At 67.4% G+C, this 15,195-nt stretch carries 14 protein-coding genes and 1 tRNA gene; 9 read left to right on the plus strand and 6 right to left on the minus strand.

All coding sequences use genetic code 11. From position 1 onward, the window contains the following. The first annotated feature begins 138 nt into the window (after positions 1-138). Positions 139-1,068 carry a Yip1 family protein gene (locus tag OG488_RS17860; RefSeq protein ID WP_329230442.1) on the plus strand — a complete coding sequence of 310 codons (930 nt, stop codon included), beginning with the start codon at positions 139-141 and terminating at the stop codon, positions 1,066-1,068. 69 nt (positions 1,069-1,137) lie between these two features. On the opposite strand, the gene OG488_RS17865 is transcribed toward OG488_RS17860, so the two are convergent. Then, on the minus strand, positions 1,138-1,638 hold the full coding sequence (locus OG488_RS17865) for a phosphoribosyltransferase (RefSeq protein ID WP_329230444.1): 501 nt from the start codon (positions 1,636-1,638) through the stop codon (positions 1,138-1,140). Between the two features lie 6 nt (positions 1,639-1,644). Then, positions 1,645-2,220: a dCTP deaminase gene (gene dcd, locus OG488_RS17870; RefSeq protein WP_103515797.1), complete on the minus strand. Its 576-nt coding sequence runs from the start codon at positions 2,218-2,220 to the stop codon at positions 1,645-1,647. A gap of 465 nt (positions 2,221-2,685) precedes the next feature. On the opposite strand from dcd, the gene OG488_RS17875 reads away from it, so the two are divergent. From OG488_RS17875 to OG488_RS17890, 4 genes are all read left to right on the plus strand, one after another. Continuing rightward, positions 2,686-2,759: transfer RNA gene (locus OG488_RS17875), tRNA-Gly, on the plus strand. Positions 2,760-3,253: 494 nt separating this feature from the next. Continuing rightward, entirely contained in the window at positions 3,254-3,811 is a 558-nt protein-coding gene (locus tag OG488_RS17880) for a hypothetical protein (RefSeq protein ID WP_329230447.1), read from the plus strand. Positions 3,812-4,158: 347 nt separating this feature from the next. Further along, positions 4,159-6,288 carry a hypothetical protein gene (locus OG488_RS17885; protein ID WP_329230448.1) on the plus strand — a complete coding sequence of 710 codons (2,130 nt, stop codon included), beginning with the start codon at positions 4,159-4,161 and terminating at the stop codon, positions 6,286-6,288. Beyond that, positions 6,285-7,043 (plus strand): hypothetical protein, encoded by a 759-nt coding sequence (locus OG488_RS17890; protein ID WP_329230450.1) that lies wholly within the window; start codon positions 6,285-6,287, stop codon positions 7,041-7,043. The genes OG488_RS17885 and OG488_RS17890 overlap by 4 nt, the downstream gene beginning before the upstream one ends. A 266-nt stretch (positions 7,044-7,309) precedes the next feature. On the opposite strand, the gene OG488_RS17895 is transcribed toward OG488_RS17890, so the two are convergent. The 3 genes from OG488_RS17895 to OG488_RS17905 form a co-directional block, all read right to left on the minus strand. Further along, entirely contained in the window at positions 7,310-8,461 is a 1,152-nt protein-coding gene (locus tag OG488_RS17895; protein WP_329230452.1) for a tyrosine-type recombinase/integrase, read from the minus strand. Further along, the gene (locus OG488_RS17900) at positions 8,461-8,679 is read right to left on the minus strand and encodes a helix-turn-helix domain-containing protein (RefSeq protein ID WP_014046958.1); all 219 of its coding nucleotides are present in this window, start codon (positions 8,677-8,679) and stop codon (positions 8,461-8,463) included. The genes OG488_RS17895 and OG488_RS17900 overlap by 1 nt, the downstream gene beginning before the upstream one ends. Positions 8,680-8,867: 188 nt before the next feature. Next, the gene (locus tag OG488_RS17905; RefSeq protein WP_030812713.1) at positions 8,868-9,353 is read right to left on the minus strand and encodes a helix-turn-helix domain-containing protein; all 486 of its coding nucleotides are present in this window, start codon (positions 9,351-9,353) and stop codon (positions 8,868-8,870) included. Positions 9,354-9,662: 309 nt separating this feature from the next. On the opposite strand from OG488_RS17905, the gene OG488_RS17910 reads away from it, so the two are divergent. The 4 genes from OG488_RS17910 to OG488_RS17925 all read left to right on the plus strand — a co-directional run bounded on the left by OG488_RS17910 (position 9,663) and on the right by OG488_RS17925 (position 14,296). Beyond that, on the plus strand, positions 9,663-10,889 hold the full coding sequence (locus tag OG488_RS17910; RefSeq protein WP_329238780.1) for a DUF3631 domain-containing protein: 1,227 nt from the start codon (positions 9,663-9,665) through the stop codon (positions 10,887-10,889). A gap of 188 nt (positions 10,890-11,077) precedes the next feature. Continuing rightward, a complete protein-coding gene (locus OG488_RS17915; protein WP_329230455.1) occupies positions 11,078-11,851 on the plus strand; it encodes a DUF2637 domain-containing protein in 774 nt (257 codons plus the stop codon). A 223-nt stretch (positions 11,852-12,074) separates the two neighbouring features. Beyond that, positions 12,075-12,599 carry a plasmid mobilization relaxosome protein MobC gene (mobC, locus tag OG488_RS17920; protein ID WP_329230457.1) on the plus strand — a complete coding sequence of 175 codons (525 nt, stop codon included), beginning with the start codon at positions 12,075-12,077 and terminating at the stop codon, positions 12,597-12,599. Further along, entirely contained in the window at positions 12,596-14,296 is a 1,701-nt protein-coding gene (locus OG488_RS17925) for a relaxase/mobilization nuclease domain-containing protein (RefSeq protein ID WP_329230458.1), read from the plus strand. Before mobC ends, OG488_RS17925 begins: the two co-directional genes overlap by 4 nt. A gap of 35 nt (positions 14,297-14,331) precedes the next feature. Here the strand turns inward: OG488_RS17925 and OG488_RS17930 are convergent, their stop codons facing one another. After that, the gene (locus tag OG488_RS17930) at positions 14,332-15,174 is read right to left on the minus strand and encodes an NAD(P)-dependent oxidoreductase (RefSeq protein WP_329230460.1); all 843 of its coding nucleotides are present in this window, start codon (positions 15,172-15,174) and stop codon (positions 14,332-14,334) included. Between the last annotated feature and the right edge of the window lie 21 nt (positions 15,175-15,195).

Here is a 15,195-nt window from a genome sequence, read left to right on the forward strand (position 1 = left end):
GGAGGCGCTCGCGGAGGCGCTCCGGGATGGGGCAGACCCCCCGGGGTACCCCTAGGGGATGTCACAGCTAGGCCGCAATGGGGCCCGTGTTCCCCTGGCCCCCACACCGCACCCGCGCGGACCAGGTACGTTCGATGTGTGGCTGGATTCAGGATCGGACGCGGCCGGGACAACCGCACACCGCAACAACACCCGCAGCAGCAGCAACAGCCGTACGGCGCGCAGGCATCACCGCCGCCGCACGGCGGGCAGCCGTGGCCCCCGGCAGGAGGCAACGGCGCACCGTACGGCGGCCCTCAGGGCGCCCCGTACAGCGGCGGGCACGGCGGCAACGGACACGGGGGTGGGCAGGGACACAGAGGCGGGCACGGCGAACCGGAGTACTTCGGCGAACCGCACCACCAGCCGTCGCAGCAGGACCCGTACGCCAACGCCCCGGGTCACACCCAGGCGTTCAGCATCAACGAGGACCCGTACGGCGACGGCAGCACCTACCAGGCCGGCAACGCCCCGGCGCAGCCCTCCGGGCCGCGGCTCCACTGGAAGCAGCTGCTGAGCGGCATCGTGATGCGGCCGGGACCGACGTTCTGGCAGATGCGCGACTACCCCGTCTGGGGCCCCGCGATCGTCGTCACGTTCGTCTACGGCCTGCTCGCGCTCTTCGGCTTCGACCAGGCACGCGACGAGGCGATCCACGCGGAGGTCTCGACGGCCGCCCCGTACGTGATCTTCACGGGCCTCGGCTTCGTCGTCGGTGGCCTGGTCCTCGGCGCGGTCACCCACACCCTGGCCCGCCAGCTCGGCGGCACGGGCTCCTGGCAGCCGACCGTGGGCCTGTCGATGCTCATCATGTCGATCACGGACGCACCCCGGCTGATCTTCGCCCTGTTCCTCGGCGGCGAGAACTCCCTGGTGCAGATCCTCGGCTGGATCACCTGGCTGGCCGCCGGAGCGCTGTTCACCTCCATGGTGAGCAAGTCCCACGACCTGCCGTGGCCGAAGGCCCTGGGCGCCTCGGCCATCCAGCTGATCGCGCTGCTCTCGATCATCAAGCTCGGCACGATCTGACCCGACGCGCAGGAGGGGCCCCGGTGCACGGCACCGGGGCCCCTCCTGTCGTCTCCGGCGCGCGCGTGCCTAGGAGTCGAGAACCTGACCCTCACGGCGCACGACGGGCTTCTCCACGCTCCACGGGAAGTTGATCCACTGATCGGTCTTCTTCCACACGTACTCGCACTTCACGAGCGAATGCGGCTTCTCGTAGATCACCGCGCTGCGCACCTCGGCCACATGGTCGATGCAGAAGTCACGGACCAGCTTCAGCGTCTTCCCTGTGTCGGCGACGTCGTCGGCGATGAGGACCTTCTTCTGCGAGAAGTCGATGGCGTTCGGGACGGGTGCCAGCATGACCGGCATCTCCAGCGTGGTCCCGACCCCGGTGTAGAACTCGACGTTCACCAGATGAATGTTCTTGCAGTCCAGGGCGTACGCCAGACCGCCGGCGACGAACACCCCGCCCCGCGCGATGCTCAGCACGACATCCGGCTCGTAACCGTCGTCGGCCACCGCCTGCGCCAGCTCACGTACGGCGTGCCCGAAGGCCTCGTACGTCAGATTCTCCCGAGCTTCACCAGCCATGCCGTATCACACCTGAGTCCGATGGAAATTCATGTAAGAACGCGAGGCGGTAGGCCCTCGCTGGCCCTGATAACGCGATCCGTACCGCTCGGATCCGTACGGGAACTCGGACGACGACGTCAGCCGGAACATGCACAGCTGGCCGATCTTCATTCCCGGCCAGAGCTTTATCGGGAGGGTCGCGAGATTCGACAGCTCAAGGGTCACGTGGCCCGAAAACCCGGGGTCGATGAAACCTGCCGTGGAATGCGTCACCAGCCCGAGCCGCCCGAGCGAGCTCTTGCCCTCCAGCCGCGACGCGAGGTCGTCGGGGAGCGAGATGACCTCGTACGTCGAGGCCAGGACGAACTCTCCGGGGTGGAGGATGAACGCCTCGTCGCCCTCGGGCTCGACCTGACGGGTCAGGTCCACCTGCTCGACGGCGGGATCGATATGCGGATAGCGGTGGTTCTCGAACACCCGGAAGTAGCGGTCCAGCCGCACATCGATGCTCGAGGGCTGCACCATCGAGGCGTCGAACGGGTCAATGCGAACCCGCCCGGCATCGATCTCGGCCCGGAGGTCCTTATCTGAGAGAAGCACGCACCGAGGATACGCAGAACGCGCGAGCCGACCCCAACCGGACCGTCCCGCGCGCCTGCCTCACCCCTCTAGCGCTCCTCGAACGCCACAGGAACGGCCTGCCTCAACCGCGCACAGCGCGGGCAGCGGATGAGCCGCCCGGGGCCGATCCGCTCGGACCCGAGCTGCTGCATCGGGAACGACGAGGCAGCAAAAACGTGCCCTTCGGCACAGCGGACGACGGTGCGCTCCATCGACTCCATCAAGTCCCTTCCCCAACCAGCCATGGACGAGACCGCCACATTAGGGGATGAACGGGACGCCACTCCAGGCGGCACTCCGCCCACCCACGCTACGCCCTCAACTCCCCGCACCCGCACCCGCATCCACACCCCGGAACGCCACGCAGACCCCACGGCGAACACGCCGGGGGTCTGCGATGGGGTACAGTGTGGGACGATGCACAGCCGATCATCAGCGTGCCTCGCGGGTGTAGTTTAATGGTAGAACATGAGCTTCCCAAGCTCAGAGCGCGAGTTCGATTCTCGTCACCCGCTCCATGATGAAGGCCCTGGTCGGAGACCAGGGCCTCTCTTGTTGTCTAGACCTCTTTAGGGGCGGCGTGCCCTCCACGTGCCCCAAGTCGCGCGAATGCGCCACGGAAAGGCCCAGGGCACACCTCGCGGCATCCGCGCCAGTCCGCTGGGCCAGGCAACCGCCACCCCCTCCACGAGGCAACGGTCGCCAGCCAAAGGCTGGCGCCACCCCGTCCCGGCAGCACCCCCTACACCAACAAGGACGGGTCCGCTCGGGCGGCATCCCCAGCCCAGCTCTCCCGCACCGGAGTAACCACCCAAGAGCAAAGCAGTAGACGCACACGCAACGACCGAAGCCGCAAGTTGCGACACAGAAAATGCCGAATTACGAACTGAACGTTCCCTTGATGCCATTTCCTGATCAATAGCGAACTTTACTACCCACGCTCACCGCATCATGCAGTTGAATTCTCGCGCATTGCGCCATTCGCGCGCGACAGGCAAAAACGGGGGTTGCAATGAGTGATGCATTGGCGTTTCCCGCACTGGCCGCCTCGGCTCTCCCCCAGGCCATCGGGTTCCTCCTCCACCGTGCCGAGGTAGTCCTCGACCGCCGTGCACAGCGAAGGGATACGAGCGCTCCGCTCCCGCCGGAGGAAGTGGAGGAAGTACCAGACGTGGTGGTCGGGGACCCTGGCCACGCGCTGGACTTCGACCCGGCCGAGGTGACCGACGAGCGAACGGAACGGCTGGAGACGTTGGTGGAGGCGCTCGGGCTGTACGCCGAGAACGGGCACCTGGCCGAGGGGCAGGATGAACGACTGCGCCGCACCCTGGGTCGGCTTCGGGCCCTCCTTGAGGACGTGTACGGACGTCACATCACCTTCGCCGGCGAAGCGCAGCGGCCTGCAAGCGGCATGCGCATCGTCAACAGGGCCCGAGACGTCCGCGGTGTCTCGCGTGCATTGAAGGCTCGACGGGTATCCAGCAGCGCGAACGCCGACATCCTCCACACCGCTGAGGTTGTCCATCCCGGCGGGGAAATGATCAGCGTCGAGATTGACGAACTTATGTGAGTTGCGTCCTTAACGCCTCGCCGCACAAGCAAAAATCACAGACCGCAAGACCAGCAACGGGGAGAGCAAGCATGGGATTTCCTGCGCCCGAAAATCCACTCGGCGGAACCTTTCGGAGCGGAAATGGCTACGACGGCTTCGGTAAGGAAGGTCCCCGGGTTGAGCGGGCCAGGCAGGACGATGCTGACGGCGGCACGCCAACCGACCCACAGTTGCGGGACGGACGTGGGGACCACCGCTCCGATGATGGTCGGGACGGTGCTGTCGGGTCTGGAGCGAACGGCTTTGCTAGCGGTACAGGCCCAGCCAGCCATGACGATGATCCCGGCGTACGTGAGGCTCAGCGGATGCTGCGGGCTGCGGTCGCCGAACTGCGGCAGGAGGCCCTGTTCAACTTCGGTGAGATGACGGCGGTGAAACTCACGGCGGTCCTGGGACAGTTGCTGGAGCACTCGGAGCTGCCCCGCCGCTACCTGGAGACCGTCCGCGCGGTGTTCGCCGAGCCGGTCGGTTACCGGACGGCATATAAAGCACTTGAGGGGCCGGGCGCGGTGTTGGTCCTGCCCCGGGAGCCTGGTGCGGGTCGGACGTTCACCGCCCACGCCCTCCTGGCTGATCTGCACCTTCGTACCGGGGCCAGAGTAGGACCCTTGAGCTTCGGAGGCACCGCACGGTTTCCTCTGCGGCTTCTCCCTCGGGAGCAGAACGCTGGCTATCTACTGGATCTCCCGGCCGACGAGGACGAGACCGTGGCGGTCAGCAGCGACTTCGGGGCGCTGCTCCACGACATCCAGCAGACGTTGAAGAACCGCTCCTCACGGCTGATCGTGCTGACCACACCGGAGCAGTGGCTGCGGATCCGAGGGGGCGCCCCGGAAGGGGTCGTCCCCCAACTGGGCAAGCCAGACCCCGTGAAGGTGGCCCGCACCTGGCTCTCGGCCGAGGCTCCCGAACTTGACACCACGCGCTGGCTCACCGACGGACGCATTCTGGAACTGTTACTCGGGCAGCCACCCTCCGACGTTCTCCACACCGTCGGCCTCATCCTCAAGTCCGAGCAGACCAAGCAAATCCACTGGGCCAAGGAGTCCGCAACCCAGGAACAGGTCGAAGCAGACCCGGACGGCTTCAATGCCAGGGTGCTGAGTGTTGTCGAGGCACGCACCGACTGGCGCGAGGAATTGCTCAAGTGGCACAAGAAGCCGGGCAGGACCGACTTCCAGCGGAACTTCCTTCTGGTCGCCGCACTCTTCCGGAGCGCGACTGTCGCGCATGTGTACGTGAAGGCCGCCGATCTCTGCGGCCACTTCAAGACACCGCTGTCGCTAAAAGGACAGGTCTCGCCAGGCGTCGTTGAGCTGGTGGATGAGATCGATGCCGACCTCGATCCGGCGGACGACACGCTCGATTTCGGCCGACCAGGATGGGACGACGCCGTCCTGAGCTACTTCTGGATCGACCGACCAGCGGTACGGAAGACTTTCCTGGCGTGGATGGCCGAGGCGCCGACGACCAAGAAGAAGAAGACCAACGAGTTCCTGGAATCGTTCACGACGGACGACCGGCTCCTCTTGGCGAACAGGGTCGGCACCTTCGCTGTGCGCTGGGCCACCCGTCACAGGAAGCCGGATCCCCTTGAAAAAATCATCTCAGCCTGGCATGGGGACCCGGTCCTGTGGAAAACAGCCACCGAGCTGATCTCGGCTGCCTCTCTTCATCCGACCATGGGGCGGTTCATCCACGAGCTGTTGCTGCGCTGGTCCAAGAACAGGGAGGACGCAGCACTGCCCAGGTTGGCTGTCGATGTGTGCGCTGGCGAGTTTGGTCGCCTCTACACCACCAAGGCGCTGCTGCGCCTTGGATACGCAGCAGGCTCGGAGGACTCCGGGGTACAAAAGTCGCTGCATGCCGCAGTCCGCGCCATCTGGTCTAACCCGACTGCTCGCAAAGCCCTGTTCAACTCAATCATCGACTGGTGCGCTTCTGATACGAACCGTCTTGCCTCAGGCCGCCGTTCCTTTGCGGCCTTGGCCACTCTGACGGCTGGCCGAGAGGGTGAGGCCGTCCCCGAGCCGGTGCTACTCCAGGAAGGTAGCGAGGAGGACGAGTTCCAGCCCGCGCTGAAAGACCTGGCCGTCGGCTGGCAGACGTTGTTGACACCCACTGACGACGACACGGTGCCCGCAGAAGCGCTCCGCCTTTGGATGGACGCCGCCCACCAGCGTCCGAACCTGAGCCCCCTCGTGTTCAGCGTCCTCAGAGAGGCCCTGGACGCACCAGACCCGGACCTTGCCCGCAGGCTCCGCAACCGCCTGAACGACCTGTTGTACGCCTGGCAGCCCTACCCGGCACCGCACGCCGACGCCACACGCGTACGACTGCGACACGAACTGGCCGACCTCCTCGCCCATGATCGGAGCCGGGCCGTCGCCAAGTACCACCCCCGTGTCGTCGGCCGTTCCACGGAGACCACGTGAGCCCGCTGATACGCAAAGACTCCTCGCGCAGCGCGGGCACCGCACAGGCCAACTGGGTGCGAGAATTCCGCGACCTCCTCGACAGCAACGAACCCGGCCTCACATTCGACGCCACCATCCGAGTCGAGTGGCGCTGGCAGGAAGGCGGGCCGGGCAGCACTACTGCCTACGAAGATGCCGGACGGGCGGTACGGCATATCGCGGAGAGTCTCGCTTCCCAGCGCAGCGTTTTGCGCTGGGAAGCTACGGAACAGGACATCAACCACGACCTCAGACGCCTCCTGCCATGGTGCACCGAAGGCATTGAGATCCTGAGAGCGCAGGTCACCCTCCACGTCGACGATCACACTCACGCCACCGCCCAGCGCATCGCTCAACTCAAGCGTGAAGAGACACTGGAAGAACTCGCACGCCGCCAAACCGCAGCACGCGTCCGGTTCATGCAGGACGAGATTCTGCGTACCCCGGCCACGGCACGCCTATACCTGTTGCTGGAGCAGACTGCGCACCACGGCTACCTGCCGCCAGGCGTCGATGCCGATCAGATCGTGCGGGATGTCCAGCAGTGGCACCCAAAAGCGCAGTGGGTCGCCGTCGCCCAGCTCCTGCACACCTTCCTAGGCAAACTGACCGACAAGGACGCAGGCGACCTTCTACGCACCCTGCACGTGCTGTTCCTGGAGTACGGACAAAAGGAACTCGCCGAACAACTCCCAATGGAACCGGGCCAGCGGAACTCGGAGCGACCGGCGTGAGCCGGGGGAAAGAGATCCGGCTGACCATAGTCCGCGTGCTCCTGTCCCCTCGTACCAGCTGGCACGCTTGCACGGCGATACGGCGAAGCCGGGCCCCGCTGACCTTCGATGCTGCGTGGCGGCACGCACGGCTGCGCGAACATCCTGATGAGGCCCCGTATCGGCTTCAGGGTCACCGAGCCGAAACCCTTCAACAGCCGGAAGGCCCTAGCCGAAGAACACCGGATGGCCGGGGCGTGTAGCGACGGCGCCCCGGCCATCCGACTTCAGACTTCCAAAGCAGCGGACGACGCTTGGCTAGTTGCCCTCCTGACTGCACGAACCCTCAAGTCGATGCCGCCAGCGACCTCCTGCTGACGTTCGTCGTCGGAGTGCTGGTAAATCAGCGCAGCCTTCTCCGAGGACTGGCCGGCACGGACCATCGTGTCCTTGAGCGTTGCGCCCGACTGGGTGGACAGGGTATGGCCGGTGTGGCGGAGGTCGTAGAAGCGGAAGCCCTCCGGCAGGCCGACCTTGGTCCGAGCCCTGCGCCACTTGCGGCCGAAAGTGGACCGGCGGAAGGGGGCGCCCCTCTCCCCGATGAACAGGAGCCCGTCGGGTTCCTTCTCGGCGTACCAGTCGAGGTGACGCTTCACCTCGATGTACAGGAAGGCGGGCAGGAAGACGGTTCGCCTTCCCGCGGCCGACTTGGTGTCACCTTCGACGCGACGCCCGGTAGTCAGCTCGGGTGCGGCGTCGCGGATCTTGACCGCGAGGGATTCGAGGGTGACGTCGGGCCGTCGAAGGGCGGCCTGCTCCTCCGGGCGCATGGGCCCGTAGGCACCGAAGTAGACCATCAGCCGCCACCTCGGCCCCATGGCGTCGGCGAGCGCGTCGACCTGTTCGACGGTGGCCGTCGGGCGTTCTTTGGCCTTCTCGCTGCCGGCGCCCCTGATCCGGCAGGGGTTGCGGCGGATCAGCTCGTCGTCGGCCGCCGTCTCCATGATGGCCTTGAGAAGGCGGTAGGACTTGGCGACAGTAGTCGCACCGGTAGCCCCCAGCCGCTCGACCCGCCAGGTGCGCACGCCCGGCGGCGTGATGTCATCCAGATTCACCGAAGCGAATGCGGGCAGCAGGTGCAGGCGCAGGAGCCTTCGGTACAGCTCCTCCGTGGTGGCGGAGAGCCCGCGTTCCTCGACCCACTTCATGGCGTACGTCTCGAAGTTGATCGAGCCGGCGTCGGGATCAACCCAGTGCTTGCGCTCGATGTCGGCCTGGGTGAGCGTGAGCCAGGTCTGGGCCTCGGTACGCGTCTCGAAGGTCTCCGGGGCGGTGCGACGGCTGCCGTCCGGAGCCCAGTAGCGCGTCTGCCACCGCCCCGACGGAAGCTGACGAACGGTGCCGAATTCACGCCGCCGCTGCGGCTTGCGGGCGGCCATCAGGCGGCCTTCCCGAAGCGGGAACGCGCGTCGCCGAGAGTCGGAACGGTGCGCTCCTCGATGTACGCGGCGATGGCGCTCTCAGGGATCCGTACGGGCTTGCCGAGCTTGACATAGCGGATGCGGCGCTCCTGGATGAGTCGCCGGATGAAGCGCACGCCGGTGCCGAGGCGCTCGGCTGCCTGCTCCACGGTGAGGAGGGTGTCGGTAGTGGTCACCTCCCCCTGCGGTCGCGGGGGCTGAACGGGGGCGTGCGGTATCGCCGAAGGGCGCAAGTGAGTACTCCGGTTCCGGCCGGCGGATGGGGCGGCAACCCCGCGCCTGGCCTCGTGTCGTTCAGGGATGGGATGGGCAGGACGGCCACAGCGAGGGTTTGCGTTCCCGCTGCGCCAGGTGGAGTGGGCCGCTATGCGTCGGAGGCAGGCCCGTACTCTTCGTTGCTCTTCATCAGTTCGGTGGCGATGGCGTTGGAGACCATCACGTCAGCCTCCTTACGGATGTCCGGGTGGTCGGCAAGATAGGCGTCGAGCTGGTCGCGGGCCTTCCTTGCCTCGTGGTTGGCACGGTTGGAGGCTCTGTAGGCGGCAACGACGTTGTCGATCAGCTCCATGGCCCGGCCCATGGTCGCCAGGCTGGGCGGCCCGACGAAGTTGCTGAGCGGGACGCCGAAGATCTCGGCGAAGCCGATGGCCTCATCGAGGTTGATCCGGCGCTTGCGGTTCTCGATGCGCCAGACCGCAGACGGGTTCATGTCGAAGCCGACGTCGTTCATGCGGTCGGACAGCGTGGTGGTGCTCCAGCCGCGTTTCTCGCGCTCCAGTTTGACCCGCACAGCGGCGTTCTCCTCACCGCTGAGGAGTACGCCCTCAGGGTTTCCCTCGTCATCCGGCATCGCCCCCTCCTCCCGTTCGCTGCGTGTACCGCCGGTTGTGCGGCATGGAACAAGAGTAGCATCCGTTCTGCGGATCGCATAGCGCTATGCGATCCGCATAGCGCGTGGTACTGTAGAGCACCCCAGCAGACCGCACCGATCCGCTGAGGCATGCCTTCAACCAGCCCCCGACATACAAAAAGCCCCCCGGTGACCCAACACCGAGGGGCTCAGAGCGCAAACCTCATGCCGCCCATCCCTGAACGACTGACCTGCGAGGCCGGGATTGCCGTCCCATTGGCCCGCAAGCGGAGGAGCTACATGTCCAGTATGGACGATCCCGCCCAGAGCACGCCATCCCTTCCGAACACCGCCGCCCTATGGCCGCCGGTGGCCATACCCGGCCGCCCCGCCGAGCCCGTACCGCCGCCGGCAGAGGAGCCCGAATCTGCTCCGCCGTCCGAGGGCGAGGCGGTGCTCGCGGAGCTGCGGGAGCAGATTCGCCGCTACGTCGTACTGCCGAGTGGGGAGGCGTTCACGGCCGTGACCCTGTGGGTTGCGGCTACGCACTTGCAGACGGCGTGGCAGCACGCTCCGCGGCTGGCCGTCGTGGGGCCGGCGAAGCGGTGCGGCAAGTCGCGGCTGCTGGACGTGATCACCGAGAGCGTCCACGATCCGCTGATCACGGTCAACGCGTCGGCCGCTGCGGTGTTCCGGTCGATCACCGCCACACCGCCCACCCTGCTGGTCGACGAGGCCGACACTCTCTTCGGCTCCGCGAAGGTCGCGGAGAAGAACGAGGAGATGCGCGGCCTGCTCAACGCGGGGCACCAGCGCAACCGCCCCACCCTGCGGGTTTCCGGACCCAACCATGAGGTCTCGAAGTTCCCCACCTTCGCCATGGCGGCCCTCGCCGGCATCGGCGACCTGCCGGACACGATCATGGACCGGTCGATCGTCATCCGGATGCGCCGCCGCAGGCCGGGCGAGAAGGTGGCGGAGTTCCGTACCTTCCGTGACACCCCGCCCCTCCACGCGCTACGTGACCGGCTCGTCGCCTGGCTGACTCCCCTGCACGCCGAGGCGATGGAGCTGACACCGGCCATGCCGGTCGAAGACCGCGCGGCCGACACATGGCAGCCGCTGGTGAGCGTCGCCGATCTCGCCGGCGGAGCATGGCCGAACCTCGCTCGCACCGCCTGCCAGATCATGGCCAAGCACGAAGCCGAGCACGACCAGGACCGCAGCAGCCTGAGCATCCGCCTCCTGGCCGACATCCGCCGCGCCTTCACCACCGAAGGCAACCCGCCGGCACTCCGCACCAGCCGGCTCCTCGACATCCTCAACCAGGACGACGAAATGCCCTGGGCGGAGTACACCACCCACGGACTGACCCCTCGGGGCCTGCAACTCCTGCTCAAGGAGTACGACATCAGCTCGGTCACCCGCCGCTTCCACGGCAACGTCCAGGCCAGGGGCTTCACCCGCCTGCAGTTCGCCGACTCCTGGGCGCGCTACTGCCCCGAGCCCACCCCCGAAACGGCAACCGGGGCCTGACCCGGCACGACCCGTCACGACCCGTCTCCGCGCAGGTCAGCGCGGTGACGAGTCGCGGCCCTGTGACGAGTCGACTCATCACTACCGCCGCACTCGTACCAGCCCTGACCAGGCACGCGACAAGTCGTGACGGGTCCCCCACCCTCAGGGCCACCTCAGCCGCACCCCGCACTCTGGAGCCTTTCCCTTTGTCCTCCCCCGCCATCACCGCGGCACCGTCTGCCCCGCTGCCGCTGGCCACCGCGATCCGCACGGGCGTGTCGCTGCTGGCCGTGGCCGCCTTCGCACTGTCCTACGACGCGCTGCGTCAGATGGCCGCCGCCAGCCACATCCACCGAGCGCTCACCTATGCCTTCCCGCTCGTCATTGACGGGTTCATCGCCATCGGGATCGGCGCCTTGCTCATCCTGCGGACCGCACCCCTGTCCGCCCGCCTCTACGTCTCCGCCCTGGTCGGCGTCGCCACCGCCACAAGCATCTGGGCCAACGTCCTGCACGCCGTCCGCCTCAACCAGCAGACCCGCCACACCAGCCTCGCCCTCGACGACATCACCGTCGGAGTCATCTCCGCCATCGCCCCGCTCGCCCTGGCCGGAGCCGTCCACTTCTACCTCCTCGTCGCCCGACGCCCCACAGCCACCGACCGCCACAACAGCGGCGACCGCCACGAACCCGGCGCGGAACACACCATCGGTGAGCTCGCGCCACCACACATCACGGACACGGACACGGATGTGCCGCAGCAACCCAGTAAGCCGGGAGGCAAGCAGTCGAGCGTTTCCCTGGAGCAGGCCGTGACCATCGGCCGCACGGCTCCCCTCGGACGAGGCGACAGCGTTTCTCGCCGCAACGTCGAGAAGGCGATCCGGGACAACGGATTCGGCATGTCACGCGCCCGCCTGGACAAGGTCAAGGACCTGCTGCAGGCCGAACTCGACGCCGTCACCACAAGCACCGACTGAACCTCGCACCCCACATCACCCCAGCCCGTTCCTCCCATGAATCAGCACCGGAGGAACGGGCCCTCTCCCTCCACCACCGCTTGCAGGAGCCCTCATGCACAGGCCCGTCCGCGAGCCCTCGTCGGCGCAGCAGCAGACCACCTCCACCCCGGCATCAGGCGGAGCAAGGTATGGCATTGGACCGTCCACGGGCCGGTCCAACGCAGATGCCTCCGCCCCGGGGGTGGCGGAGGAGCTCGGGCGCCAGGGGGCGTGCGACCAGAACAAGCCCATCGACACCGCCACCCGCACCGTGCTGCCGCAGCGTGCCGCCGAAGCCGCCGCACTGCACCGAGTCGCCCGCCGCCGTCAGCGCAAAGAGACCCAGCGCAAGGAACGCGTGGACGTCCGCTACAGCACCGACGAGAAAACAGCCATCCTCACCGTGGCCCGTTCGCTGAACATCGCCGCCGCCCACTACGTCGGCGCCGTCGTCATGGCCCACATCCAGGGAGACCTCACGCTGCCTGGTCAGCGCACTCAGCTCGACGACTACATCGACGAACTCACAGCCCTCCGAGGTGAAGTCGCCAAGATCGGCCACAACGTCAACCAGATCGCCAAGAAGCTCAACTCCGGCGACCGTCCACACCCTTGGGACACCGCACTCCTCGACCATGCGGAACGCGTCCTCGACACGGCCGGCACCGCCGTCCGCCACATCGCAGCAACCACCAATCAGGTTGCCGCCACAAAGGGGCCACGGTGATCGCGAAGATCAGCAGCGGCAAGAGCACAGCCGGCCTCATCCGCTACCTCTACGGCCCCGGCCGGGCCAACGAGCACACCGACCCGCACCTCGTCGCCTCCTGGGACGGCTTCGCACCCGACCCCGGCCGCACCGACGACACCGCCGCCACGAAGAAGCTCCTCGTGGCCGACCTCGACCTACGCGTCCAGCAGGCCAGGCGACTCGGCCGGGCCCCGAAGCAGCACGTGTGGCACTGCTCCGTCCGCGCCGCACCCGGCGACCGCATCCTCGACGACGCCGAATGGGCGGACATCGCCCGCCGTGTCGTCACAGCGACCGGCATCGCACCGACAGACGATCCGGACGGCTGCCGATGGGTCGCCGTCCGGCATGCCGACGACCATATCCACATCGCCGCCACCAAGATCCGAGGCGACCTGCGCACCGCGCGCCACTGGAACGACTACCTCACCGCCGACCGCGAACTCGCAGCCATCGAGAAGGAATACGGCCTCTTCCAAGTTGTACGCGGAGACCGCACCGCCGCGAAACGGCCCACCCGCGCCGAGCAGGAGAAGGCCCGCCGCACCGGCCACGACAAGCCCGCCCGCATACGCCTGCGCACCCTTGTCCGCACAGCAGCGGCTGCCGCCACCAACACCGAGGAGTTCCTCGCTCTACTCACCCGCACCAACGGCGTCCTCGTCGAGGTCCTGCACTTCCCCTCCGGAGAACCCCGCGGCTACAAAGTCGCCCTGGAACTTGACACGAACACCGAAGGAAAACCGGTGTGGTTCTCCGGCTCGACGCTGTCACCGGACCTCTCCCTCCCCAAGATCCAGAGCCGTCTCACCGCAGCAGACATCCCTGCCGGCAATCCCAACGGGCATCTACGGCCGCACCCGTGGCACCAAGCCACCGCAGCCACGGAGCGCATCCCTCACCACCTCGGCCGACCGGCCACCGAAGCCGCCCAGGCCCACCTGGCCGCCCTCGGCGAAGCACTCGACGCCGTGGCCCTCACCGCACCACCGGACATCCGTAGTGAACTTCGGGCGGCAGCCTCTGCCTTCGAACGGGCAACCCGTTCACGTATTCATGCCGAACACCACCACGCCCGTGCCCTGCGCGGGGCAGTGAAATCTATGCTCCGCGAGCCATCACCCAAGGACGGAGCTCTCCTGGCGATGTTCCTCGATGCCGCGCTCCTGGCCGTCATCGCCGCCGCCCGCTGGCACGACCAACAACAGCACAACCAGCAGGCCGCAGCCGCCCACCAGACTCTGCTCCACCTCCAGGCCGCCTACGAACGAACCTCATCCGGGCACCTGCTCGCCGCCGGCCAGCACCGACCGCCTCAGAAGGTCGCAGTCCGGTACGCCCAGCTCATCCGCCAGACCGCCCCCGCACACGCTGACCAAATCCTCGCCGACCCCGCCACCGATGCGCTGACTACCGCCTTGGCCGCCGCGGAGACCGCAGGCCACGATCCCGGACGCCTGTTGCAGCAGGCGGCAGACAAACGCGCCCTCGACGACGCCCGCTCCCCAGCACGCACACTGGCCTGGCGCGTGCAACGGCTCTCGCAGAGGCCCGCTCCAAGCCGGCAAGCTCAGGCGGCACAGGCACGCAGCAGCGTCCTACGCCCCGTAGCTCTCCCGCAGCCTGCGGCACCGGCCGCACCCAACGCTACCTCTCGGCCTCGGCGTAGGTGATCAGCCCTGGGCAGGCGCTCTCAGCGGGAGCAAGGTCAAGCAGTTCTTCCCGACCGGAGCTGAGAGAGGACCTGCGCGACCGGCAAGTCGTACTGGTCCTTGTCCTGCTCCCAGAACGAAAGGGCCCGAGCCGTGGCCTCGGCCATGTCGGCGGGCAGGTCGGCCGCCCGGAGGGTATCGGCGACCTCTTCCATCTCGGGCGCCCAGCGCCAGGCCCTGGCAGCCACGCTCGGCAGGAATCCCGGATCGGAGAGGATCGCCGAGACCATGATCTCGGCTTCAGCCGTGAGCTGGTCGCCGACTCCATGGGCGTGTGCGAGCGCGTGGGAGACGCCTGCGAGAGTACGAGCGGCCTTCTGGTAACTGGCGAAGGCCATCTTCAGGGCGGAAGCGGAACCCATGGCCTCGCCTGCCCGGCGCACATCCAGCGAAGAGTTCGCGAACAGCGGCTCCACCAGGTCGACGGCGGGGCCAGCCCCTGCGAGATAGAGCCGTGCCGTACGCCCTTCACCTGGCGGCGGACCGAAGACGGCGCCGTCGACGACCTCGGAGCCGGGACGGATCTCGTCGGCGATGCGCCGCACGCGCTGGGGACTGATGGCATTGACATCGACGTACACCCCCGCGAAGGCGTGCGGAGCCACGGCCGCTGCCACGTCCTCCGCCGCCTGCGGTGGGCAGACCGAGAGAACCACCGCGCTACGGGACAGCGCTTCCGCGAGCGAGTCGCAAGGTGTGGCGCGGGCCTCCCTCGCTCGGCGCCACGTGTTCTCGCTGCGCTCCTTGGGCACCCACAGCACCTCATGGCCGCCGGCGACTAACTCAGCGATGACCGCCGCGCCCATGGATCCCGGGTGCAAGACGGTCACGACGGTCACTGGCTGCCTCCGGCGAAATGC

The organism is Streptomyces sp. NBC_01460, assembly GCF_036227405.1.
In the GTDB taxonomy this organism is placed as follows: Bacteria; Actinomycetota; Actinomycetes; order Streptomycetales; family Streptomycetaceae; genus Streptomyces.